Annotated in this window: 20 protein-coding genes; 11 read left to right on the top strand and 9 right to left on the bottom strand. The window is 44.9% G+C overall.

Annotated elements, in window-relative coordinates; all coding sequences use genetic code 11:
• Positions 1-35 precede the first annotated feature (35 nt).
• Positions 36-932: a nitrilase-related carbon-nitrogen hydrolase gene (locus tag FHS24_RS05845; protein ID WP_183619672.1), complete on the top strand. Its 897-nt coding sequence runs from the start codon at positions 36-38 to the stop codon at positions 930-932.
• A gap of 59 nt (positions 933-991) precedes the next feature.
• Here FHS24_RS05845 and FHS24_RS05840 read toward each other — a convergent pair whose 3' ends face one another.
• From FHS24_RS05840 to lptM, 4 genes are all read right to left on the bottom strand, one after another.
• Positions 992-2,029 (bottom strand): tyrosine recombinase XerC, encoded by a 1,038-nt coding sequence (locus tag FHS24_RS05840; RefSeq protein ID WP_183620073.1) that lies wholly within the window; start codon positions 2,027-2,029, stop codon positions 992-994.
• A 64-nt stretch (positions 2,030-2,093) separates the two neighbouring features.
• Positions 2,094-2,981, bottom strand: coding sequence for a diaminopimelate epimerase (dapF, locus tag FHS24_RS05835; protein WP_183619670.1), 888 nt, complete (start codon positions 2,979-2,981; stop codon positions 2,094-2,096).
• Between the two features lie 226 nt (positions 2,982-3,207).
• Positions 3,208-4,542 (bottom strand): diaminopimelate decarboxylase, encoded by a 1,335-nt coding sequence (gene lysA, locus FHS24_RS05830; RefSeq protein WP_183619668.1) that lies wholly within the window; start codon positions 4,540-4,542, stop codon positions 3,208-3,210.
• Between the two features lie 116 nt (positions 4,543-4,658).
• Positions 4,659-4,931 (bottom strand): LPS translocon maturation chaperone LptM, encoded by a 273-nt coding sequence (lptM, locus tag FHS24_RS05825; RefSeq protein ID WP_183619666.1) that lies wholly within the window; start codon positions 4,929-4,931, stop codon positions 4,659-4,661.
• 703 nt (positions 4,932-5,634) lie between these two features.
• Here lptM and FHS24_RS05820 point away from each other — a divergent pair.
• From FHS24_RS05820 to FHS24_RS05790, 7 genes are all read left to right on the top strand, one after another.
• Positions 5,635-6,867, top strand: coding sequence for an acetate/propionate family kinase (locus FHS24_RS05820; RefSeq protein ID WP_183619664.1), 1,233 nt, complete (start codon positions 5,635-5,637; stop codon positions 6,865-6,867).
• Between the two features lie 114 nt (positions 6,868-6,981).
• Positions 6,982-9,138, top strand: coding sequence for a phosphate acetyltransferase (pta, locus tag FHS24_RS05815; protein ID WP_183619662.1), 2,157 nt, complete (start codon positions 6,982-6,984; stop codon positions 9,136-9,138).
• A gap of 211 nt (positions 9,139-9,349) precedes the next feature.
• Positions 9,350-10,246, top strand: coding sequence for a nicotinate-nicotinamide nucleotide adenylyltransferase (locus FHS24_RS05810; protein WP_183619661.1), 897 nt, complete (start codon positions 9,350-9,352; stop codon positions 10,244-10,246).
• A gap of 154 nt (positions 10,247-10,400) precedes the next feature.
• Positions 10,401-10,814 carry a ribosome silencing factor gene (gene rsfS, locus FHS24_RS05805; protein WP_183619659.1) on the top strand — a complete coding sequence of 138 codons (414 nt, stop codon included), beginning with the start codon at positions 10,401-10,403 and terminating at the stop codon, positions 10,812-10,814.
• Between the two features lie 217 nt (positions 10,815-11,031).
• A complete protein-coding gene (locus FHS24_RS05800; RefSeq protein WP_183619651.1) occupies positions 11,032-11,802 on the top strand; it encodes an MOSC domain-containing protein in 771 nt (256 codons plus the stop codon).
• A 6-nt stretch (positions 11,803-11,808) separates the two neighbouring features.
• Complete coding sequence (locus FHS24_RS05795; RefSeq protein WP_183619649.1) at positions 11,809-12,693, top strand: N-acetylmuramoyl-L-alanine amidase; 885 nt, start codon at positions 11,809-11,811, stop codon at positions 12,691-12,693.
• A gap of 29 nt (positions 12,694-12,722) precedes the next feature.
• Positions 12,723-12,929 (top strand): hypothetical protein, encoded by a 207-nt coding sequence (locus FHS24_RS05790; protein ID WP_183619647.1) that lies wholly within the window; start codon positions 12,723-12,725, stop codon positions 12,927-12,929.
• Between the two features lie 283 nt (positions 12,930-13,212).
• Here the strand turns inward: FHS24_RS05790 and purL are convergent, their stop codons facing one another.
• A complete protein-coding gene (gene purL / locus FHS24_RS05785) occupies positions 13,213-17,211 on the bottom strand; it encodes a phosphoribosylformylglycinamidine synthase (protein WP_183619645.1) in 3,999 nt (1,332 codons plus the stop codon).
• A 428-nt stretch (positions 17,212-17,639) separates the two neighbouring features.
• Here purL and FHS24_RS05780 point away from each other — a divergent pair, with 428 nt between their 5' ends.
• On the top strand, positions 17,640-18,134 hold the full coding sequence (locus FHS24_RS05780; RefSeq protein ID WP_183619643.1) for a pyridoxamine 5'-phosphate oxidase family protein: 495 nt from the start codon (positions 17,640-17,642) through the stop codon (positions 18,132-18,134).
• A 117-nt stretch (positions 18,135-18,251) separates the two neighbouring features.
• On the opposite strand, the gene pgsA is transcribed toward FHS24_RS05780, so the two are convergent.
• The 3 genes from pgsA to acs all read right to left on the bottom strand — a co-directional run bounded on the left by pgsA (position 18,252) and on the right by acs (position 22,060).
• A complete protein-coding gene (pgsA, locus tag FHS24_RS05775; RefSeq protein ID WP_183619641.1) occupies positions 18,252-18,938 on the bottom strand; it encodes a CDP-diacylglycerol--glycerol-3-phosphate 3-phosphatidyltransferase in 687 nt (228 codons plus the stop codon).
• A 481-nt stretch (positions 18,939-19,419) separates the two neighbouring features.
• A complete protein-coding gene (locus tag FHS24_RS05770; protein ID WP_183619640.1) occupies positions 19,420-19,851 on the bottom strand; it encodes an MgtC/SapB family protein in 432 nt (143 codons plus the stop codon).
• A 247-nt stretch (positions 19,852-20,098) separates the two neighbouring features.
• Positions 20,099-22,060, bottom strand: a complete 1,962-nt coding sequence (acs, locus tag FHS24_RS05765; protein ID WP_183619639.1) for an acetate--CoA ligase — start codon at positions 22,058-22,060, stop codon at positions 20,099-20,101.
• Positions 22,061-22,584: 524 nt separating this feature from the next.
• On the opposite strand from acs, the gene FHS24_RS05760 reads away from it, so the two are divergent.
• Complete coding sequence (locus FHS24_RS05760) at positions 22,585-23,886, top strand: BaiN/RdsA family NAD(P)/FAD-dependent oxidoreductase (protein ID WP_183619638.1); 1,302 nt, start codon at positions 22,585-22,587, stop codon at positions 23,884-23,886.
• Positions 23,887-23,977: 91 nt separating this feature from the next.
• Positions 23,978-24,949: a pirin family protein gene (locus tag FHS24_RS05755; RefSeq protein ID WP_183619637.1), complete on the top strand. Its 972-nt coding sequence runs from the start codon at positions 23,978-23,980 to the stop codon at positions 24,947-24,949.
• Positions 24,950-25,090: 141 nt separating this feature from the next.
• Here FHS24_RS05755 and nemA read toward each other — a convergent pair whose 3' ends face one another.
• Positions 25,091-26,194 (bottom strand): alkene reductase, encoded by a 1,104-nt coding sequence (gene nemA / locus FHS24_RS05750; RefSeq protein ID WP_183619636.1) that lies wholly within the window; start codon positions 26,192-26,194, stop codon positions 25,091-25,093.
• Positions 26,195-26,409 lie beyond the last annotated feature (215 nt).

The raw sequence follows: 26,409 nt of genomic DNA, 5'->3' as shown, positions 1-26,409 counted from the left end.
GAAAACCAATACAGCTTAAAATCAGGAAGAATACTATGAATGAGATAAGAAATAACGGACAACTAACCGTGGCTGCTGTGCAAATGAATAGCCAGCAAAATATCGAAGACAATTTAGCCGATATAAAAGCCGCCATTATCGATGCACGCGCGCAAGGCGCACAGCTAGCAGTACTACCAGAAAACTGCTGTAGCATGGGTCGACAGTTTGTCACTGCAGAGCGCTTTGATGCGCTGTCAGCAACGATAGCTGACTATGCGCGTACTTATGGTATCTATGTACTTGCAGGCTCACTACCCTGCCCTTACCGCCCTGATGGCGTCATCGTACCCGATGGTAGATTGCGCCAAGTCAGCCAGCTGTTTGCACCCGATGGTACGCGTGTTGCGCGCTACGATAAAATTCACCTGTTTACTGCGACCGTCGCAGACAAGCAAGGTAGTTATAATGAAGCGGCGACCTTTGAGCCCGGTACGCAAACAGTCGTGGCTCCAATAGATATGGGTACAACTGTTTATCAGCTCGGTATGATGGTTTGCTTTGATTTACGTTTTCCAGCATTGGCACAGCGTTTACGGCAAGCGGGCGCGGATTTGCTAAGCGCGCCATCAGCCTTTACTTATTTGACCGGGCAAGCACACTGGTCGCTCTTATTACGCGCACGTGCTTTAGACAGCCAATGTATGGTGATTGGTGCAGCTCAAGGTGGTGAGCACGTTTATAAAGATGGTCATACACGGCAGACATGGGGGCATGCAGCTATCACCGCTTATGATGGAACCGTTATGAGTAGCTATGAAGATAGTGAATTAAACCATTCTGCTAATAAAGATCATAAAAATTATGCTTTGGTTTTGGCAACCTTAGATAAACAGGCACAACAGCAAGGGCGACAAAAAATGCCTATTTTTGACTGTCATCGTTTGGCATAAGGCAGTTTTCTAGCAAGATGAATTTTTAGAAAACATTTTTAGAAAGTCATTTTATGAGATTAAGTGGTTGGATTGCTATCTTTAGGTGCGTGAGTCGCACGAGGATGGGCGCGGTCATAAACTTGCGTTAATTTAGCAAAATCAACATGGGTATAAATTTGCGTGGTGCTGATATCGCTGTGACCAAGCATTTCTTGGACGGCTCGTAAGTCGCCACTGCCTGACAGCATGTGTGAGGCAAAGCAATGACGCAATAGATGCGGATACATATTTTGTGCGATACCCGCACGAGTGGCCGCAACTTTGAGACGCTGTTGCACTGCCCTTGTTGATAAGCGTGTGCCTAATTTCTCACTGATGAATAAGGCGCTATCCATCTGCTCTACCCACAGATTTCGGTGCGGTAGATAACGCTTAATCGCCTCTGCTGCTTTGACGCCTAATGGCACCAAGCGCGTTTTATTGCCTTTACCCGTCACGCGAACACGCAAATCAGCCAAATCTATGTCTGCCATATCAAGCGCAACCAGCTCGCCGACACGTAAGCCACTGCTATAAAGCAATTCAAACATCGCCTTATCACGTAACCATAAGCGCGCCTGCTCGGGTGTATCAGGAATCTCTTGGTCAAGCAGCTGAGTAAGCAAATCTACATCGGCAATAGACGGCAGCGGTCTAGGGCTGCGCTTAAGCTGATAGCCCGTGGTTGGATTGATACGTGCCAAATCCTCTTCTATCAGCCAACCATAAAAGTGGCGAATAGCGGACAGCTCTTGCTGGACGCTGGCAAGTGCAAGCTTGTCTTCATCGAGGCGCTGGCTGATATGCTGAGCCAATTGGCGCTTATCACAGCGCGTCCACGTCAAGCGTTTACCGCGTAAAAACAGCGCTAATTGATTTAAGCCCGCAAAATAAGCCACCAGCGTATGTTCTGAATGGTTACGCACCGACAGCGTATTTAGCCAACGATGTACCGGCACTAACAATTCACGTAGCGCGGCATCCGATTCTATAGCAGCGGCGTGCTCAACTGATAGCCACGTTTTTGACTCAGAATCTAAGGTAGGCTCTGTCGTTTGACGGTTTTTACTGAACATAGCCTTCTTAGAGATGACCATAACATTTACCTAACAGCAAACTTGCACCGCTTATCATTGTCCATTAACCTTCTGGAGTGGGCTTAATGCCCGCTTGTGCCATCAGACCATCTGGGCTAAAGACGCCTTCATAGACAAAAGCCGTTGGACCGGTCATCATCACAGAATAACCTGGCTGCCATTTGATAATCATGCTGCCGCCATAAAGTTGCGCGCGTACATCTTCACCTTCATCAAGCCAACCTTCACGGATACCGACCGCCACTGCCGCACAAGCACCCGTACCACAAGCTTGCGTCTCACCGACACCGCGCTCATAGACACGCAAGCGAATATGACGCTGATTCATCACTTGCATAAAACCGACATTGACGCGCTCTGGAAATGCTGGATGTGATTCGATGGCTTTCCCTAATGTTTCAACGTCAGCATCGAGTACGTCGTCGACTTTGATAACCGCATGCGGATTGCCCATATTAGCAACATAAAGCTGAACTGGCGTGCCATTGACATCCAGATGATAGGCGTTTTGGATTTTGGTCGTCGCTCTAGGAGTAAAGGGAATCTCACTTGGCTCAAATTTTGGCTTACCCATATCGACTTCGACCCAGCCATAACGGTCAGTCGTCAACGAAATAATACCGCTCGCCGTCTCAACACGTAGGCGCTGTTTAAATGACAATTTACGCGCTTGCACAAAACGGGCAAAACAACGCGCGCCATTACCACACTGCTCAACCTCTGTCCCATCGGTATTAAAAATGCGATAACTAAAATCAACATCCGGACGCATCGGCGGCTCAACAACGAGCAATTGGTCAAAGCCAATGCCCAAATGACGATCGCCTAATAGTTGTACCAAATCCTTGGTTAACTCTAAGCGCTGGGTCACCAAATCGATGACCATAAAGTCATTGCCCAGACCGTGCATCTTTGTAAATTCTATTAGCATATCCTTGTTATCCTATCCTATTTTTATGTATGCCTTATATTAGCACGCTGTCAGATACAATCATAATTATCACCGCTATCTAACGCCAAGTTCTATCTATCTGTCAGCGCTATTATTTTTAATCATCGTCTGCCACAAAAAAACCCATTGTCATTATCACAATGGGTCCTTTTTTAATCATCGAATTCAAGTTTTTACCAATCTGGCATAGCGACGTTGCTAGGGTCTACTTATCCTGCCACAACATTTCATCAGCATATAATGCTTCAAGCGTTTCACGTTTACGAATCAGCTGATGACGATCGTCAGCTACCATCACTTCACTTGCTCGCCCGCGCGAGTTGTAGTTGCTACTCATGGTAAAGCCGTACGCGCCAGCACCCGTTATCGCCAAGATGTCACCGGTAGCAAGTGATAATAAACGGTCTTTTGCTAAAAAGTCACCTGTTTCACAAATCGCACCAACGATATCCCATGACTGCGTACCATCGGTATCAATATCCTTGCTAGGTAGAACACTTGGAATAACTGCCATTTCAGCTTGATATAAAGCCGGACGAATCAAGTCGTTCATTGCTGCATCGACAATAGCAAAGTTCTTATGCTCAGTTGGCTTAAGCACATCAACCTTAGTTAATAGCACACCCGCATTGGCCACGATACTGCGACCCGGCTCAAAGAATACCGTCAAGCCAAGCTCACTAAGTTTTGGTAATAACGCTTGGGCAAACTCATCGATAGATACGGGCGTCTCATCGATATAACGTACGCCCAAACCACCGCCCAAATCGATATGACGCAGCGCAATGCCTTTATCACGCAGGCTATGTATCAACTCAATGACTTTATCCAATGCCGCGACAAATGGGGCAACTTCAGTCAATTGCGAACCAATATGACAATCAATACCGACAATATTGATATGCGATAATTGCGCGGCTTGCTCATAAACAGCGACGGCATTTTCATGACTGATGCCGAATTTATTGTCTTTTAACCCTGTTGAGATATACGGATGCGTCTTGGCATCGACATTAGGGTTGACCCGTAGAGAGATTGGCGCAGGTTTATCAAGTGATTTTGCGACGTCGTTGATTAAGGTCAGCTCACTAATCGACTCAACGTTAAAGCAGCCGATACCTTGGGTCAGCGCATACTCGATATCGCTATAAGTTTTGCCAACGCCTGAGAATACGACACGTGATACTTCGCCACCGGCGGCCAATACCCGCATCAGCTCGCCACGTGAGACGATATCAAACCCTGCCCCTGCTTGCGCCAAGATACCAAGTACCGCCAAATTCGAGTTTGCCTTTACCGCATAACAGATCTGATGGGTTAGACTGGCAAAGCTAGCGGTATAAGATTGATAAACATCTAAAATGGCTTGTTTTGAGTACACATAACAAGGCGTACCATAGTGTTTAACCACTTCATCAATACTGACCTGCTCCATATATAGCGCACCGTCGCGATAATCTAGCGCGGGTAAATGGGCGGTTAAGGCTTCAGGATTAACATACAATCCCTGCTCAGTTTGGGTAGTGACTGACTGACTCATATAAGCATCTCTAATATAATCAATGTATTAAGGTATTAAGGTATTAAGGTAAATAGCATGTCGGATACGCTAAAAATCGCTTTAACGTTTGTATGTGAATAAGCAATAATCAACCATTAGTAATCGTTAGGATCACTGCTAGGTTCAGGCAATTGAAAATCATCTGTATCTTGAGTGTTGTTACCACTATCCAAGATAGCTGTGCTATCGCCTATTGCCTTACCAGAGTCCACAAGATACAAGTCGCCTTTTTGTCCGCAACCTGTCAATAATGCCGCTGAAGCTATGGCGATAGACGCACCAAATATTATGTTATACATAGCATGGCGAGTGGTGCTTACCACTACCTGAGGGTGCTCGGTTTTTGAGGTGCATCGTGTCATAAACATAGAATAGATAACCTGTAATCTTGCAACGGTGTGTACGCGATAAAAACAACTATCAGCGAAAAAAACTAAGGCTGCAATAGGGAAAGTAGGACAATTTTTTAATCATAGCATTATTCGATAAAGCTGTGCGCCTACGACCTCTGTTTGACCCATAAATTTATGCAAATAAATGACTGAGTTTATAATTAAATGAGTATTATAGATAGGTCATACAGAATTGATAAAGCATCAGCTTATAAACCCAGAAAAATTTACTTACAATTTTTATAGAGCGTATTTTTGTCTCATTATAACTGATAAACACTCGCGGCCTTCGGTGTACACTTGTATTAGGCGCTCATTAGATTGCTAATTAAAACCTTATAGTTATCGTGGTATACACGCAAAAATATGGTACATTATACTTGACCCTTGTGGCTGTGACGAGGCGCTAGCATGCGTCCTATTAACATTTAAAAGTACAAAAACCTAAGTTTTGCAAGACCAGATTTCTAAAAACTGGCTGCTAAAAACAGATAGATGAAAACTTTTAACGTTCTTTAAAACAGTCCTAGCCCAAGAGTAATGAAAATCAGCGATGTCATTGCTTACGTATGTCAGCTGTTTGGCGTGCGCCAGCAAGGATATGGCTGGTTTTTGTTGATACAACCGGTGATAATCGATGACGATGCACCACTTACAAAATATAATCTAAGGATAGAGTATGAGTGCCAGCCTAACCACGACTTTTGATGACAAAAATACCAAAACATCAAACCTGATCAACCCCACTTTAGTCCTCAACTGTGGTTCCTCTTCTATCAAATACGCGCTGATCAGCGAAGACAATTCTATTCGTATCACAGGTCTTGCCGAAAACTTAGGCCTCGACACCGCCCGTATCAAGCACACGACGTTAAATGGTGAAAAGTTAGAAATTGCTATTGCTGGTGGTCGTCACGAACTTGCCTTACAAAAAATCCTTGAGCTATTAGAGCAGTATCACTTTATTGCTGTCGGTCATCGCGTGGTACATGGCGGTCGTGAATACTCAGAAGCGGTACGTGTCGATGCGCATGTCCTAGAAGAAGTGAAACGCTTAAAAGTGCTGGCACCATTACATAATCCTGCTAATGCTTTGGGTATCGAAGCGGTACAAGCCATTTATCCTGAAATGCCACAAGTAGTAGTGTTTGATACTGCCTTCCATCAGACCATGCCGCCGGTTGCCTTCCGTTATCCGCTGCCAAAAGCCCTTTATGACGAACATAAAATCCGCCGTTACGGCTTCCATGGTACCTCGCACGCTTATGTATCAGAACGCGCCAGCGAAATTACCAGCGCAAAAGGACCTCAAGGTTGGCTAACCGCGCATCTAGGTAATGGTTGCTCTGCCACGGCTGTCTACGATGGTAAAAGTCTCGATACCAGTATGGGTCTGACCCCGCTTGAAGGTCTCATGATGGGTACGCGCAGCGGTGATGTTGACCCAAGCTTACATATTCATCTCAAGCGTCAACTGGGCATGAGCTTGGAAGAGATTGATAAGATGCTCAATAACGAAAGTGGTCTGCTTGGTATTTCAGGTTTATCAAATGACTTGCGTACCATTGAGCAAGCAGCTAATGAAGGTCATCAAGACGCCAAGCTTGCCATTGAGATGTTCTGTTATCGTGTCGCCAAATACCTTGCTAGCTTAAGCTGTGCCCTACCTGATTTTACCGGCATTGTATTTACTGGTGGTATTGGCGAAAACTCGGTTACTACGCGTACGCGTATCTTAGAGATGATGCCGCATTTTGGTATCAAAGTAGATGCCGATAAAAACGCCAAATTGGTCGGTGGTCGCGAAGGCAATTTCCAAGCCGATGATAGCAGCATTGAGCTGTGGGTAGTGCCGACCGATGAAGAATGCCGTATCGCCCAAGAAACGCGTCAAGCCTTGGGTTTACAGTAAGATTGGTAGCAACGTATAAAGATTAATATCATCGCATATCAGAGGTTCTCTTAATTTTCTATAGCTACAATGATGAGAACCTCGTTAAAAATATAATAAACAGTAGGATATATTATGCAAACTATTTTACTTGTACCTATCAGCCGCGGTATTGGTGTGACGTCAGCAGCGTTAGGCTTGATTCGTGCTTTTGATTATAACGGTATTAAAGCGGGCTTTATGAAGCCGTTTTTGCAAGATGATACGCTCGATAAACAAAACAGCTTGGACAGCTCAAGCGCATTAGCAATGCACGCATTTGGGCTTAAGCCGCCAGAATCTATCAGCCGTCAACGGGTTGAGCGCATGATCGGTGACGACAATCTTGATGACTTGATGGAAGAAGTGGTTGTCAACTACCATACCCTCGGCGATGACTACGATGTGGTCATTTGCGAAGGCTTAGTACCGACAACTGAAACCTCTTATGCCTCACAAATCAACCGTGCCATTGCTCATGCATTAGACGCCAGAATCATCTTTGTTAGCACCGCTGATACCAGTAAGCCTGCCTATTTGGCCGATAAGCTTGATGTCCATGCCCGCGAATTTGGCGGTATGGCCAGCGACCGTACACTTGGCTGTATCTTGATGCGTATGCATGATTTGCCCAATGCACAAAGCACCATGGAAAATCAAATAGTCGCACCGGGTGAAGCGCTTGTGAGCTTGGATGACGGCTTTATGCAAGAAGTCCAGCGTCTATCACCGCACTTCAATACCGAGGAATTTCGCTTAATCGGTGTGGTGCCCTTTAGCGACTCATTATCTGTGCCGCGTACATGGGATATCGCCGCTGAACTTGACGCCACTTGGCTCAACGTTGGTGAAGCAAAATCGCGCCGTATCAATCGCATTAGCTTAACCGCGCGCTCGGTTGCACGTGTCGATGAAGTGTTTAAACGTGGCACGCTTATCGTCGTACCAGGCGACCGCGATGATTTATTATTGGCAGCGGGACTTGCCTGCATCAACGGCATTCCACTGGCAGGCTTGGTGTTGACTGGCGGCGTGGTACCAAGCCCAACGGTTGCAGAGCTATGGCAATCTGCCCTCAAAACTGGTATCCCTGTGATGAGTGTCGAAGATGACAGTTTTGAGACGGTACAGAGTTTATTACACATGAGTGCAGAGATTCCAAGCGATGATACGGAGCGCGCTGAAGAAGTAGCGCGTTATGTCGCCGCACATTTGGATTTGAGCTGGATCAAAGCCTACTTTAGCCAAAATCATGAGCCGCGCTTATCGCCGTCAGCATTTCGTCATCAAGTGGTCAAAAAGGCGCAAAATGCTAAAAAACGTATCGTACTACCAGAAGGCTCTGAGCCACGTACGGTAGAAGCTGCCTGTATTTGCCAAAGCCGCGGTATCGCCAATTGCGTATTGCTTGCTAAGCGTGCTGATGTCGAACAAGTTGCTAAAAACCGCGACTTAGTATTGCCAGAAGGGCTTGAAATCATTGATCCTGATAGCCTTGATATGGATAAATATATCGCTGCAGTGGTCGAACGCCGTAAAGGTAAAACCAATGCTGAAGTCGCTGCTGAATACCTAAAAGATACGGTGTATTTGGGTACGACCATGCTGCAAATGGATGAAGTTGACGGTCTGGTATCTGGTGCGATTCATACCACTGCGAATACCGTCCGCCCAGCGTTTCAGCTGATCAAAACAGCGCCGGAGTACTCACTCGTGTCGTCAGTATTTTTTATGCTGCTGCCTGAGCAAGTGGTCGTCTATGGTGACTGCGCCATCAACCCTGATCCAAATGCAGAAGAATTGGCTGAGATTGCTATTCAATCAGCACAATCAGCCGCCGCCTTCGGTATCGATCCAAAAGTGGCAATGATTAGCTACTCTACTGGCTCGTCAGGTACTGGCGCTGATGTCGAAAAAGTCACCCGTGCGACTCAAATTGTACGCGAGCGTGCGCCAAATCTAAAAGTCGATGGACCATTGCAGTATGATGCGGCTTCGGTCATGAGTGTTGGCAAGCAAAAAGCGCCTGACTCACCCGTTGCTGGGCAAGCAAACGTCTTTATATTCCCTGACCTGAATACTGGTAACACTACTTATAAAGCGGTACAACGTAGTGCCAATGTGGTCAGTGTTGGACCGATGTTGCAGGGCTTGAATAAGCCGGTTAATGACTTATCACGTGGTGCTTTGGTCGATGATATTATCTATACCATCGCCCTCACTGCTATCCAAGCGCATAGCGACCTAATCTAATTGCTTTAAAATTTACGTGTAATTACTCTATACTTAACCGACTATCATTATGATGGTCGGTTTTTTATTGGTTATATATAGCACTGTTTTTACATCGCGCTTCAGTGCTTTTGACGATATCAAGCCAACTGCCCTCTACAATAATGCTATAGTCCGTCTAAAATAAATTAACCATAATTGCCTTCTTATTTATCTTTTCACTCACTCATTTATGCCAAATACTGTCAATCACCTTCCTATAACCAATACTACCCCAGCCATTCGTGCTTACTTGGGTGGCTCATTTGATCCTGTGCATAACGGTCATCTGCAACTGGCGATGTACGTTTATCAAAGTCTACTGCCACTAGCTGAGCAGCAACAGCGCGAGCTACAGGTATCATTATTACCCAATGCGCGCTCGCCCTTTAAAGAGGACAGCACCAACCCTGAACATCGATTGGCAATGTTAAAGCTGGCAACGCAAGAGACACCGTTACAAATTAACGAGCTTGAGCTCTGGCAAGTACCGCCCGTTTATACTATCGATAGCGTGCAGACATTACGCGCGCGCTATCCAAATGACAGTTTGATATTTATCATGGGGATGGACAGCGCGCGTAGTTTGGATAAATGGAAAAATGGTTTGGCGCTGACCGATTATGTCAATTTATGGGTGTTTAATCGTGACGAAAATGCTGAGTTTAATAAAAATTTCTCTAAGACTGATTCGCAAACTCCATTAAAATCTCAACTGCCCGTGCCGCTGCAACCTTTAACCGTTGATACAGCTACAGAACTTGTCGTACCACCTATCCGACATTCAACCGCCAATTCTATCTTGAAAAACACTTATCAAGGTCACATTTATATAGACCCGCGCCCTGTGGAAGCGGTATCAAGCACGCAAGTACGTCAGCAGTTACAGCAACAACTTTATCAACAACTGCCGCAACCACCTCAATCATTAAATATAACGCACAGCGCTGACATGCAAATTGCATCTTTACAACCAATAAATGATATCATAGGCAATACTGCACCCAATTCATTCGCTAAATGGCTAAATCCTGCTGTTTATCAATATATTATTGCCCATCAGCTATATTCTGCTGCCCAATTCCGTTAAAATCGCCTTATACTTTTAATTTTTCCCACTTTGTGCATTTTGTCTCGAAAAAACGTCTGCCTATCTACCGATATGTTAAGGGGCACGTTAGAGAATGCATTGTGACGATTTACCATTTTATTTTTAATATTGACGATTCAAGAGATTACAATTTATGACCAACACTATGACTGACGAACGCTTAAAAGAATGCTTAGCGGTAGTCGAAAGCGCGCTAGACGATATGAAAGCTAAGAACATCACCGTAATGGATGTAGCAGAATTAACAGATGTGATGGAACTTATTGTCATCGCTGACGGTACCTCTAAGCGCCATGTGCGCGCGATGGCTGACAGTGTCGGCGCTGAAGCAAAGCAAGCGGGCTTTATGCCACTTGGTCGCGAAGGCGGTATCGACTCTGACTGGACCTTGATTGATTTGGGCGCGGTGGTCGTGCATATGATGACGCCAGCGGCGCGTGAGTTCTATGACTTAGAAGGTCTATGGTCATCACCTGATCAATTGGCTGAGCTGGTCGCCGTGCCACGTGAAAAGAAAACCGTTGGTCGCCGCAATAAAAATAAATAATCTTATTTATTGCCAACACTGCTTAAAAAAGACCAGATAGCTATTCTGGTCTTTTTTTGTTTAAAAAATAGCACTCATCAATCTTAACGTGCTGATAAACTTTAAAATGCTGCAACCGTATAATCAGCTGTATGATTAGGCTAAGATAATACGCATCATTCATACCACTAATGAGTTAGCCACTCGCCTAATAAATCCCTATTGATTAGGATATTCCATGAGCATAGAGCAAATATTATCTTCGAGCCAAAAAAATAGCGCTGATTTCAATCAACCTTTGCCGCTACATATCGCCACTCTAACCTGCGTCCGTGCTGGCAAAGCCATGCCATTCGCCCGTGAAGAGATGAGCGCGATTGATAAAGCGCCCATCAAAGCGCCTGTCGCCGTCAATTTTATGGGTCTCACCACCGACGAACAAGCCGACCGACGCCATCATGGCGGTCCACTAAAGGCGGTACACCAATTAGCCACGGCAACTTACGAGAAGATTAACGCTGAGTTTGATTTAAAGGTACGCGTTGGCACACTAGGTGAGAACCTGACGACTGAAGCGGTCAATGGTTTACCAGAGATGGATGAATCCACTGTGTGTATAGGTGATGTTTTTCAATATGGGCAAGATGAAGGTATTGATGGGAATGGTGAGGACAGTGTGCAATTACGTATCATGCAACCGCGACGCCCCTGCTATAAAATCAACGACCAAATCGGACAATTTACTAAAGTGCCAAACATTGCCGCGTGGGTGAGCAAACAAGGTATCGCTGGTTGGTATTTTGAGGTCGTGCGTGACGGTATGATTAGCGCTGATTTGCCGGTTTACTTAATTGAGCGCCCCTATCCTTTTGCGACACTTGAGACATTATGGCAGCTATCAAATTCAAAAGAGAAATTTGCAGCAGAAATCATTGAACCTTGGCTTGCGATTGAGTGTTTGGAAGAGAGCTGGAAGAAGGTTTTGGCGAAGAAGATTGAGAAGGGTTAGTATTTCATGGTAAAAAATATATTTTTAGCATTGGCGTGTGCCTTAACGCTGCCCCTAATTGGTTGTGTGACCACTAATAACACGCAAATAGCGAACAGTGAACCCTTCGTCATTGATAGCGAAACTCATCAAGCCACTGGCAAGAGCGAGCGGATTAAATCCATCGTCCTGCATTACACGGTGAGCAATAATGCCAGATCGATAAAGACATTAACCACTGGTCAAGTCAGCGCCCACTATCTGATTTTAAACCATGACGATAATAAAATTTATAACTTAGTACCTGAAAGCGAACGCGCTTGGCATGCTGGCGCGGGCGGCTTTGCAGGTAGAACGATACTCAACGACACCTCTATCGGCATCGAGATTGTCAATAGCGGCATTAAGCATGAATATCGAAACGCCTTAAAGAACGGCGCGCTCGACTACCATCCTTACGAGCACTATGTTGAATTTGATGAATTGCAGATTAAAAAAGTAGCGCAATTGGTGCAAGATTTGGCAGCAAGATATAAAATTTCACCGAAGAATATCATAGGTCATGCGGATATGGCACCTTCGCGCAAAATTGACCCCGGTGCAAAGTTCCCTTGGCAACGACTGTATAAAGAGTATGGTATTGGCGCTTGGTATGATGAATTTGATAAGCAATTCTTTATGAATCAAGATACTTTTGCCGCGGCAACGATACCTGAGATTAAGCAAGCGTTTCGCGATTACGGTTATCAAATCAATAACACTGATGAATGGGATAAAGCCAGTCGCAATGTCGTTTATGCCTTTCAATTGCATTTCAGACCGCAGCAGCCAACGGGCGAGCTGGATTTAGAAACTTATGCTATTTTAAAGGCACTCAATAAGAAGTATGCTGGTCGTGATGACTTTTATTAATAGATAAAAAATATTAGGAGACATAAGCCATGAGTAACTCTCAATACAACGAGCAAAATGAACAAGACGAGCTGCAGAAATATTTAGAAGAAAAAGCCAAACAGGAGCAAGAAAAAGAGCAGGAAGCCGAGCCGCTCTCTGCGTATGACGCTTGTGTGCTAAAAGAAAGCGCAAGGATTCATGAGTTGATCGCTGAGGCTCAAACAGAGGGTAAAGAGCGTTTAGATAACGAGTAATTAAACAACCATTTATTTTAAGTTACGACTTGGCATAAAGATTTTTTGTGTTGAATAACTAACAATGCCTCTCGCTTTGGACCTAAGAAAACTATAGACTTCCTCTTGCGTCGGGGAAAGTGTTTCCCAGACAATTTCTTACTCCCTTCTCATAGTGAACGACCAAGATAGTAGCGAAAAGCAGGATTAGCTCCCCTACTTTTTAAAAACTCAAATCCCAAACACAAAAAAGGTGAGCCGAAGCCCACCTTTTTTATTATCTACAATAACTTAAACTGTCTAATTAACGAATCCAAGCACGAGCGTTACGGAACATACGCATCCACGCGCCGTCCTCATCCCACGCTTCTGGTTTCCAGCTGTGATTGTAGGCACGTAGCGTACGCTCAGGGTGCGGCATCATGATGGTGACGCGACCGTCAGTGCTACACAGACCTGTGACACCACCGACCGAACCGTTTGGATTGAGCGGATAAGTCTCAGTTAACTGACCTTGGCTATCGACGAAGCGCATGGCGAGTTGACCGTGTTTTGCCATACCGTCGATTTCTGTCTCGTTAAGGGTGGCATAGCCTTCACCATGAGCGATAGCGATTGGTAAGATACTGTCTTGCATACCTTTGAACAGGATAGACTTGGTACGCTCAACTTTTACGTTGACCGTACGCGCTTCAAAGCGAGCCGATTTATTGGCAATAAAGCGTGGGAAGTTTTCTGCGCCTGGGATGAGGTCTTTTAACTGCGCCATCATCTGACAACCGTTACAGACACCAAGTGAGAAGGTATCAGGACGAGCAAAGAAACGCACAAACTGCATACGCAATTCGTCATGGAACAAGATAGAGTTCGCCCAGCCAGAGCCTGCGCCCAACACATCACCATAACTGAAGCCACCACAAGCGACCAGACCGTCGAAGTCACGTAGATTGATGCGACCGCTGAGCAAATCGCTCATGTGGACATCGACCGCTTCAAAGCCTGCTTGAGTAAAACCTGCTGCCATTTCTGTCTGACCGTTGACGCCTTGCTCACGCAGAATGGCGACTCTTGGTTTGTTTTCGCGACTGTTTAAATACGGTTCTTCAACCTTTTGATTGAGATCAAAGTTTGGTGCAGCGATAAGACCTTGATGGCTAGCGTCGCTAATCAAGTCGTACTCTTGTTGCACGCAAGCTGGGTTGTCACGGCGGCGAGCGATTTGATAGCTGACCTGACTCCATTCTTGCTGTAATTCGCTACGGCTAAAGCGTAGAGTGTCATCACCCATATGCAAAGGCGTTTGGATGATTAAGCTGTCTTCTTCCGAGCTTTGACCGACAAGGCTAAGCATTTCGCTGACGTTAAATTCTTCTGCCAATTGCATCAATGCGGCGACGTTTTCTGGTAATACTTGGATGACTGCGCCCAGCTCTTCACTGAACAATTGACCGAGTAAGTTGTCATCAGTCAATGACAGCTTGATACCTTGACGGCTAGTGAATTGCATCTCAGCGATAGTCGCAAGCAGACCACCATCACCGATATCGTGATAGGCACTGATGACGCCTTTCTGGTTACCCGATTGGATAAAGTTAAAGAAGTCGACCAAGTCACTTGGCTGCGCTAAATCTGGGCAGTCATTACCCATTTGGCTAAGCGTTTGCGCAAGGATTGAGCCGCCTAGACGTAACTGTCCTTTAGACAAGTCAATACGGTAGAAGGCGCTATCACCATTGATTAATTCAGGAGTAAGCGTTTTTGCTACATCAACGACAGGCGCAAAGGCTGTAATCACAAGGCTCATTGGTGAGACGACAGACTTATCCGTGTTGCCGTCTTCGTTGCTATCTGTCCAGTTAGCACGCATTGATAGCGAATCTTTACCAACTGGAATAGCGATACCAAGTGCAGGACATAACTCTTCACCAACAGTATAGACGGCATCAAACAATGCAGCATCTTCCGCATCATCGCCACACGCTGCCATCCAGTTTGCTGACATAGTGATATCTGATAGCTGATTAATACGTGCGCCAGCGATATTGGTGATTGCTTCACCAACCGCTAAACGCGCAGACGCTTTTGGATTAATCAGTGCAACAGGCGTACGCTCGCCAACACTCATCGCTTCACCGCTCATTGGCTGACCATCAAGCGCAATCAAGCCTGAAGCGGTAACAGCACAATCGGCAACGGGCACTTGATAACGACCAACATACTGATCACGGACAACCATACCGGTGATAGAACGGTCACCAATGCTAATCAAGAAAGACTTGCTAGCGACAGTCGGATGACGTAATACGTCTTTGATTGATTCAGCTAGATTGACTTCGCCTAACTCTAATGCTGGCAAGGTAGTCTCTTGACGCTCAAAGCTACGCTTCATCTGTGGTGTACCACCGAGCAATACTTGCATTGGCATATCGACTGGTTGCTCAGGCAGTAATTCGTCATTCACAACAAGCTGACGTACTTCAGTAGCTTCCCCTAAGATGGCATACGGGCAGCGCTCACGAGCACATATAGCGTCGAACTGATCTTTACTTTCTGGACGAATTGCCAGCACATAACGCTCTTGTGCTTCGTTTGACCAAATCGCCATTGGCGACATGCCAGCTTCTAGCGACGGAATCTTACGTAGATTGAGCACCGCGCCCATTTCATGGTCATTGACAAGTTCTGGCATCGCATTCGATAAACCACCTGCGCCAACGTCATGCAATGAGACGATTGGGTTGCCGTCTTTACTGTTGTTACTAGCGTCAATATCGTTGCCCGCTAATGCCCAGCAGCGATCGATGACTTCTTGGCAACGACGTTCCATCTCAGCGTTATCACGCTGTACAGAGGCAAAGTCCAAGCCTTCATCCAGTGAGCCACTATCAACCGAAGATGCAGCACCGCCACCTAAGCCGATTTGCATGGCTGGACCACCAAGGACGATAAGCAAATCACCTTGTTGAATGCTATTTTTTTCAATCAAATTACGTTTGATATTACCGTAACCACCAGCAAGCATGATTGGCTTATGATAGCCGCGCATTTGGCTGCCATCTTTTGTCGCAGACGTGTCCAATTGGAAACTACGGAAATAACCGCATAGGTTTGGACGACCAAACTCATTTGAGAAGTTGGCTGAACCTAATGGTGCTTCAGTCATAATTTCTAGACTGGTTGCCATACGATCCGGCGTACCATAATCCTGCGTACTTACATTACCTGACTGCTCCCATTTTTCCGCAAGCTCTGGGATATGTAAGTGTGATACGTGAAAGCCGGTTAAACCTGCTTTTGGCTTACCGCCACGTCCAGTTGCACCTTCATCACGAATCTCACCACCCGCACCCGTTGCCGCGCCTGCATAAGGGGCAATCGCCGTTGGATGGTTATGAGTTTCGACTTTCATTAAGATATCGATTTCTTCTTGATGGAAATCGTAAGGATGCGCAGAATTGGCATCCATCGCATCAGTAGGTACAGGATAAAAACGCCACCCTTCAGAACCTGCCATTACCGCAGCGTTGTCTTTATAAGCAGACAAGATGCCTTGCGGATTGGCTTTATAAGTATTCTTAATCATTTGGAACAGTGACTTTGGCTGTACTGCGCCATCAACTGTCCATTCAGCATTAAAGATTTTATGACGGCAATGCTCTGAGTTTGCCTGTGCAAACATCATCAGCTCAACGTCCGTTGGATTACGCTTTAGCTCATTGACATAAGCATTCATTAGATAATCGATATCTTCGCTCGATAACGCAAAGCCAAACTCAGTATTGGCTGACTCTAGCGCAGACTGACCTTGTCCGATGACATCAATGTGGTTTAGCGATGCTGGTTGCTCATCATCAAACAATTTATTCACATCATTTAAATCATAAACCAAGCTTTGGGTCATACGGTCAAACAATAATCGCTCAGCGTCTACTGGCAGTTTCTCGCCTGCTTCTCCATCAACAGTTAGCGTATAAACAATAACGCGCTCAACACGATTGATCGCAATTTCACAGTTATTAAAGATGTCCGTCGCTTTACTTGCCCATGGCGATATGGTGCCAAAGCGTGGGCCAACGATAACTTGTAACTGATTGCTTTTTGGGGCTGCAAGGACAGTGCTACTGTCGACAGCAAGTAAGTCTAGCGCTTTTTTATGTTCATCACCTTCTAGCTCTCGTGATAACACATACACTTGCTGGGTATGAATTTGGCTGACATTTAGCGCGGTTTTTTGCTGAAACTGACTGATGAGTTGCTGCGTCTGAAAATCGGTAAGAAACGGTTGTCCGGCGATGGTCATCATAAAGGCATAATCCGTAAGATCAAGGCATCTCTGCCATGCAAAGTAAATGGTCTGCGTATTATAACAAGAAGCCCTGTGATAAGCAGGACAAAACCAAGATAAATTGCCAATCGCTTCGTTAATATTATGCTGAAGCTTTGAGAAAATAGTATCAATTCACTGTCAAAGCGGTAAGCCTGACGGCACAGCGTCACAATTTTTACTCAATCCTTATAGTCCTTACAAACACTCACATCGCATTACTGGCAACCTATATAAATATGCTAGCGGTAATCGTTATTCTAGGTAGCACAGTTGCTGGCGAGTTAATCTCTTACCTATCTAGACCTTGACCGTCTAACTAATATACTTAATGAAGTAAAAACTTAATCAATAACGATAATCCAGAAACCAGAAACCAATCACTATAATGAAAAAGGATAATCACCATGAGTAACCCAGAGCATATTGCTAAAATTCAAGATGTTATCAAAGATGTGAAGTTCGCTATGATGAGTACCACTAATAAAAAAGGCGATATTCATGCTTGGCCGATGACCACTAATGAGGTCAATCTCGACAATAAAGAAATTTGGTTTATCGGCGATAAATCCTCAGACGTCGTCAAGGATATTCAGGATGATAAAAGAATCGGTCTCACTTATGCCACTCAAGATGACAAAAACTTCGTATCTATCAGTGCTAACGCTGAATTACCGACAGACAAGGCTAAATTAGATGAGCTATGGTCGCCAGTTTACAATGCCTTCTTTGAGCATGGCAAGGAAGATGAAAATGTACAATTGATTAAAGTCGTGCCTCATGGTGCAGAATGTTGGCTTAGCGGTAGTACAGTGGTAAACATGTTTAAGATGGCAGCAGCAGCGGTACAAGATGGCAAAACTGCTGAAGATATGGGCGAAACTTTTTCAGTCTCTTTATAAACCCTATAGCTATGCTTTGAGAAACTAAAGTATTAGAGTGTTATAGATGCCTCCATAAAAAAACGCCAGTCACATGATGCGACTGGCGTTTTTTATTAAACTCATTTCTAATCTATATTAACCACTTTGTTTTAAATAAGGCCACGCGGCTTTTAGGTAAATGAGCATCGACCATAAGGTTAAAATCACAGCGGCAACCATTAATACGTAGCCTATCATCTCAAGCGATTGCCAGTTTAATAATAAAACAGTGATGGCTATCATCTGAAAAGTAGTTTTGAGTTTACCGACATAAGAGACTGCTACGCTGGTACTTTTACCGAGCTCAGCCATCCATTCACGTAGCGCCGATACCGCGATTTCACGCGAGATAATCACAATCGCGGCAATTGCCATAATGATATTGGGATGCCACTGCACTAAAATAATCAAGGCAGCTGCGACCATCAGCTTATCGGCAACAGGGTCCAAAAAGCGTCCAAAGGCAGATACTACATTGAGCTTACGGGCAAAATAGCCATCAAGCCAATCGGTAATTGCGGCGATAATAAAGACGCCAGTAAGCAGTAAATGGCGCAGTAAACTGTCGCTAAACTCACTCATGCCTACCCGAGCAATGACGTTATCTGAAATCGCGGGCATTCCAATACCTAGGGCAGGTGGCCAATAGGCAATCGCCACAAATAGCGGAATCATCAAAATACGCGCAATTGTTAGATTGTTGGGCAGATTAAAAATACTTTTATCATTTTGCGCTGGTAGCGGTTTTTGTTCTGGCGTGTGCAGCTGTGTACTCTCGGTCATGGCAAACCCAGTTGATAGTGAACGATAGGAATGTGGCTAGCTTAGCATTTTTACGGCATGGCGTCATGCCATCTCTATAGGTTGATTTTGGCTTTGTTGAATTGCCCTTTATTTTAACCGATAGCAGCTTATAAATAGAGATTTATAACAACCTTGTTATTTTATACTTCTTGACAAGATACGGAGGTATAACGCCCTCGAAACGTAATGACATGTAAGCAAACTAGGTAAATTAGCCATTCTCGGTTATCATGGTCAAATAAATACAGTTGTGCACTGATAGTTGTAAGCAGATGTAAGAAACTCTTGAAATATAGCGTTATGACATCATCTTTATATTAACAACAATAAATCCTGATCAATTTATTTGTGACTCATTACCATCAAAATCGTTAATATCAAAAGTAATTCGGTCGCATGATAAGTTTTCCTCAGCCCACGACACCTCCTTCGTGGGCTCTTTTTTGCCTGCGCTTTAGCATTAAAGCTTATGTTTGGATTTAAATGGCTCTGAGAACTGCAAAATTAAAAAACCTACAAACGACAAAATAATGGCAATCTCATAGCGACCGTAAGCAACTGAAATACCAATAGCACCAGTATTCCATAAGCTTGCTGCCGTTGCCGTACCTTTTGAGCCTTCTTCGTTTTTAAAAATTGCCCCACCCCCGATAAAGCCCATACCCGTTATGATTGCGTACATGATCCTCGCTTCACCAGCCGAATCATAAATATCCATACCTACGAGCATAAAAGCACAGGAAGCAATCGTTACTAGTGGAAAAGTTCTCAGCCCTGCACCGTTGTCTTTCATTTCACGGTTGAGCGCAATCGGTAAGGAGAGAATAAAAGCTATACCCAATTGAAAAAAATGATATTGCATCAGCTCTATATCGATATCAAATCCAAACATAGTGTCCTACCTCTTCTTATAGCGATACATGCTTTAATTTTTAGTATTGGTCTAGATTAAATATATTGAATCTTTAAAGCCTGCCAATATCAATAACGTCTGCGTAAAAGAGCCATGCTATTTTTGATAACATGGCTCTTTATTATTTAACTTAAATCTATAAAAGCTTGGTTATAAGCGTAAGTATTGACGCTAGAAAATCTACTTTTAACGATTTTACCTATAAATAGCTATTCGATAGCTATTATCAGTCTCCGCGTTCAGCCTTAACGACATCGACCAATTCATTGATAACGGTGCTATCAGCAAGGGTCGATAAATCACCCAGTCCAACATATTGCCCTGCCGCAAGATTACGCAAGATACGGCGCATGATTTTCCCAGAGCGAGTCTTGGGTAACACATTGACCATATAGATAGCATCTAAATTGGCAATCGGACCAATCTCCATGCGCACATGGCGGTTAAGCTCTGATTTTAGTGATTCAGTGGCAGTTTCGCCTGATTTTAGGATAATAAAAGCGCAAATACCCATACCGCGAATGTCGTGCGGCATACCAACAATAGCCGCCTCAGCGGTCGCCGGATGCGCCACCACCGCGCTCTCAATCTCTGCAGTGCCCAATCGATGTCCTGAGACGTTAAGCACGTCATCTACCCGTCCGGTAATCCAATAGTGTCCGTCTTCGTCTCGCTGCGCACCATCGCCAGTGAAATAATAACCCGGATATTCGGTAAAATAGGTTTTTAAAAAGCGCTCATGATCATTATAAATGGTACGCATCTGCCCCGGCCAACCACCACTGATTGCAAGGTTGCCTTCCGCAGAACCTTCAAGTATTTCGCCATCACCGTCAACGACGACGGGTACAATACCGTACAAGGGATTCATCGCCGCGCCCGGTTTCATATCTACCGTGCCCGGTATCGGCGCCAATAAAATACCGCCGGTTTCCGTTTGCCACCACGTATCGACAATCGGACATTTACCACCGCCGACGACATGATAGTACCAATCCCAAGCTTCTGGATTGATCGGCTCACCAACGGTACCGAGCAAGCGCAAACTTGAGCGATTCGACTCACGGACAAAGGTATCACCCTCTTTCATCATGGCACGAATAGCCGTCGGTGCGGTGTATAAAACCGTGACTTGGTGTTTATCAATAATATGACCGATACGCGCCCACGTTGGATACTCTGGTACGCCTTCAAACATAACGGTCGTCGTGCCATTAGCAAGCGGAGCGTAAGTAGCATAGGTATGACCCGTCACCCAGCCGACATCCGCCGTACACCAATAGACGTCGTCTTCTTTAATATCAAAGACATCACGGAACGTAGAAAGCGCATAAGTGATATAACCACCAGTGGTATGCAACACACCTTTTGGCTTGCCCGTTGAGCCAGAGGTATATAATAAGAATAGCGGGTCTTCGGCATTCATTACTTCAGGTTCGCAATGCTTTGACTCACCATCGACCAAACTGTGATACCAAACATCGCGGCGTCCACTCATCGGTACAGAATTACCCGTACGATGCACGACAATGACGTTGGTCACGCTATCGGTGCCATCCATGTCTAAAGCACGGTCGACACTGGCTTTGAGCGGCGTGCGCTTATTGCCACGAATACCTTCATCGGCAGTAATAACCAATTTAGATTGGCTATCAATAATACGGTTGCCCAAACTCTCAGCAGAAAAGCCGCCGAATACTACCGAATGCACCGCCCCAATACGGGTACACGCCAGCATTGCCACCATCGCTTCTGGTATCATAGGCATATATAAGGTGACGCGATCGCCCTTTTTAACCCCAAGTTTGCGCATTGCATTACCTAGGCGACAAACAGCTTCATGCAGCTCTTTAAATGAGATGATTTTATGCAATGATGGATGGTCACCTTCCCAGATAATCGCAGGTTTATAGGGGTTATTTTTAACATGGCGATCAAGGCAGTTGACTGAGATATTAAGCTCACCATCTTCATACCACTTGATATGAAAATCTTCTAAGTCATAATTAACATTGCTAATTTTGGTAGGCTTTTTTATCCAATCAATCAGCTCGGCACGCTTCGCCCAGAAGGCGTCGTTTGCTTCAGGTGACGCAATGGATTGTTGGTATTCTTTAGCGTATTGCTCGGCGGTGGTGTTGGCAGCGGCGACAAATTCAGCCGTGAGAGGAAATGATTTCTGAGTCATCGTAGTCATCCTTTTCTAATTATTATGACCTGTAGCAGCTTTCATGAAGCGACTGACGTCAAACAACAATAGCTGCTACAGGTAATAAGCGTCATCTTCCATATTGTGACACCTAAGGATAGTTTGACAAATAAGCGCGAGGGTTGCAAGACATCAACCGTGAATCACAACAATTCCGCTGCACAGCTGTATACTTGATAAGGCAGTACACATCTTGATGAATCGATTGATTATTCAATAATATTCTTCATGCCTGCGTTTTTATAATTTTGGACAGTTTTAGTCCTATAGAGAATCTATCATCACCTTATTTAATCCTTGTAAGCTGGAAGAAAACATGGACAATGGCTAGCCTAAAGATAGGCTTTAAAATAGCGGCAAGCTCTATTGAGTAGCCTGCTATTTTCTTGCATCAAAATCTACTATTTATTTTATTACTAATTTTACAGCCATTTTTATTACTGCCTTTATAGCTACCTTTTATTTTACTCTTTACAACCTCTCGCTCTTTGGAACATATCGTCATGGAAAATACCCGCAATGCACCATCACAAAATCACTATGATGCCATTGTCATCGGCGCTGGTGCGTCAGGGTTATATTGTGCACTCACCGCTGGTCGCCGTGGTCGCCGTGTCTTAGTGCTCGACCATGCCAATAAAGCTGGCAAAAAAATTCTCATGTCAGGTGGCGGGCGCTGTAACTTTACCAATTACTTTGTCGAGCCTGAACATTTTATCGGTAGCAATGCGCACTTTTGTAAATCAGCGCTCAGTCGTTATCCGAGTTGGGAATTTATCGGCATGGTTGAGCAGCATAAAATCCCTTACCATGAGCGCGAGCACGGGCAGCTATTTTGTGATGATTCAGCACAAGATATTTTAACCATGCTACTCGATGAATGCGCCGCCGTAGGCGTGCAAGTCAGACTTAATACCCACATCGAACAAGTAAAAACTTTTGAGAATAATGAAAAATCCCGCTTTGAATTAATCACCAGCAAACAGTTAAGTAAAAAAGAGAAGCAAGAGAGAAAAGAAAACGGCAATCAAAGCAAGCTGCCGCAAACAAGTTATCGCTGTGAGTCGCTCGTGGTAGCAACGGGCGGTTTGTCTATTCCAACGCTAGGCGCAAGCGGATTTGGTTACGATCTTGCGCAACAGTTCGGCCATACATTGGTCACAACCGATGCCAGTCTTGTTCCTTTTACATTTACTGATAAAACCGGTGAGCTGATTCGTACGCTTGCCGGTATCAGTCTGCCGGTGATAGCCAGTAATGAGCGCATCTCCTTTAAGCTACCGCTGCTCTTCACCCATCGCGGCCTATCTGGTCCGGCTATGCTACAACTGTCCAACTATTGGCATGTTGGCGAAACCATCACCATCAATTTGCTGCCTGATATAGATATGACTGCACTTTTACTTGCTCATAAAAAATCACATCCACGCCAGCTTATCCGGACGGTTTTGGCAGACAATACCGACAATGCTTTACCAAAAAAACTGCTGGCAGCGCTACAAACCCATCTATGGGACGATATCAAAGATACCGAGCTTGCCAATATTAAAGATGAGCGCTTGATAGAGCTTGGCGCAACGCTCAATGGCTGGCAGCTAAAGCCGTCTGGCACCGAAGGCTATCGTACCGCTGAGGTCACACGCGGCGGTATTAAAACCGATGAAGTCTCGTCAAAGACCATGCAAAGCAAACATCAAGACGGGCTATATTTTATCGGTGAAGTACTCGACGTCACAGGTTGGCTTGGCGGCTATAACTTTCAATGGGCGTGGGCCAGTGGCTTTGTTTGCGGCGAAGTGGTTTGATATATCCTTTTTAGAGGTACTTAATAATTAAAATTTATAAGAAGTAGCTCTATCGTCACAAAATAAAGCGTTTAAGCTTGCGAGGTTTATTATGCGTTCTATCCAACATATTCATAGCGATAAAGAACCGCATTGGGTCGGTGACGGTTTTTATGTTAAAACCTTGTTCAATCATTTAGATAATGATGCTGATTTTAATCACTATCACACCGATCCATTTTTGTTATTAGACTATGGTCAGCCGACAAATTTTGCCCCAAATCCAAACTATGACACACAGCCGCATGGTGTTGGACAGCATCCGCATAAGGGCTTTGAGACGGTAACGATTGCTTATGCAGGCGAGATTAGCCATGCTGATTCGGCCGGTGGTTATGGCGTCATTCAAGAAGGCGGTGTGCAATGGATGACTGCGGGGCGCGGCATTATGCACCAAGAGTTCCACTCGCCAGCCTTTGGCCAGCGTGGCGGTCCTTTTAGCATGGTGCAATTGTGGGTCAATTTGCCAAGCGCTCACAAGCTGACTGAGCCTAAATATCAAACTTTAACACGGGCTGACTTGCCTATCGTTGATTTAACAGATAGTGAGAATAGACATGCTATTGGTAAAGCGGCGATTATTGCAGGTGAGTGGCAAGATACGACAGGTGCGGCAAGTACCTTTACGCCTATCAATTTATGGGATATCGAGTTACATCAATCAGGGACAACGACGCTGCAAGTGCCAAATAGCCATAATGTCATGATATTGGTACAAGAAGGCGCGCTACTGATTAACGATACGCCAGTGAGCGCAGGCAGTCTGATTCAGTTTGCCACGCCAACTGATACTGATATTAATGCTACCAATGAACAATCAGCAACGCAGATAAGCGATAGCATCGAGCTCACGTATCCTAAGCTCTCTGATAATAAGCAAGCGCCAAACATTGTTAAGTTACTGCTATTAAGCGGTGAGCCTATTAGTGAGCCAGTAGCAGGCTACGGACCGTTCGTCATGAATACACAAGCGGAGTTAAAACAAACATTTCGTGACTATCAAACGGGTAACTTTGGTAAATGATTTGGATTAACAATTCGGGTAAATAGCCAAAACTTACCCATTGAAAAAGCCACCTTGCTGATTATCGCAGGGTGGCTTTTTTATGCACTGTCACTTTATCATAATCAATAAAGCCAGTTGAATGATTTATACAATAAACATTTAGGCTTGGTTTAAAAACGGATAATCGGTGTAACCTTCTGTACCGCCACCATAAAAGCTTTGCGGATGTTGCTCATTAAGCGGCGCGCCTTCGCGGATGCGTTCTGCTAAATCAGGATTGGCAATATAGTCACGACCAAAAGCAACCGCATCGATATAGCCATCTTTAATATTTTTCTCAGCTTTTTCAGCGGTATAACCACCAGCAGCAATGATTGTCTGATCAAACGCATCGCGAACACGCTGACGGAATTCAGTACTATAAGGCGTACCACCCGCCCAGTCAGGCTCAGAGAGATGCAAATACATCAAACCGCGCTTATTAATCTGCTCAATCAACCAGATATTTTCGTCCTCATTGTAGCCTGCTTCAACGTTATTAAACGTACCAAGCGGTGACACACGAATACCGATATGGTCAGCATCCCACGCCTCGACACAAGCATCGATGACGTCAAGGGTTAAACGCGCGCGGTTTTCGCGGCTACCGCCATATTTATCATCACGCTGGTTGGTTTGTTCCACCCAAAACTGATGCAACAGATAACCATGAGCGCCATGAATTTCTACGCCATCAAAGCCTGCTTCTTTGGCGTTTTTGGTCGCAAGCCCAAAATCAGCAATAACTTGCTGTACTTCTTCAAGCGTGGCAGGACGCGGCGTGGTCGCTTCCACACGAATGGCTTGATTGTTACTATCGCGCAGTGACGTACGTACCCCCACATGAACATCAGACGCTGAAATAGGCGCTTTGCCATCAGGCTGCACGCTTTCATGGGCAACCAAACCCGTGTGCCATAACTGTACGACAATTTTGCCGCCTTTTGCATGAACATTATCAACGATAGTTTTCCATGCAATCGTTTGGTCTTGGGTATGAATACCGGGGGCGCCCGCATAGCCTTTTGCTTGAAAAGATACCTGCGTCGCTTCGGTAATGACCAGTCCTGCCCCACTACGCTGCGCATAATATTCACTTGCTAACGCCGTAGGAACATCACCCGGCTCAACAGCGCGTAAGCGGGTCAAAGGTGCCATGATGATACGGTTTTTTAGGGTTTGAGTGCCCATTTTGACGGGTTCGAATAAGTTATCGTGTGCCATGAGATGCCTTGTTTGTTGTTATAAAAACATGGTTATAGAATTTGTTAATCATGAATAAATAGCGCTCAATTTCACACCTAAAACGCATTAAGCACTCTATTCATAATTCGTGTTCTTTATAGGGCGTAGAGATGATGATTCCAAGTAAAACTTACAAACAAAAACACCGACGCAAGTATATTTCCAACCTTTTAAACGCTATTATTTATATGAGC

The sequence above is a fragment of the Psychrobacter luti genome, from assembly GCF_014192115.1.
Classification (GTDB): domain Bacteria; phylum Pseudomonadota; class Gammaproteobacteria; order Pseudomonadales; family Moraxellaceae; genus Psychrobacter; species Psychrobacter luti.
Note: the sequence above shows the minus strand (reverse complement) of the source record. Positions and strands in the feature narration are given on the sequence as shown.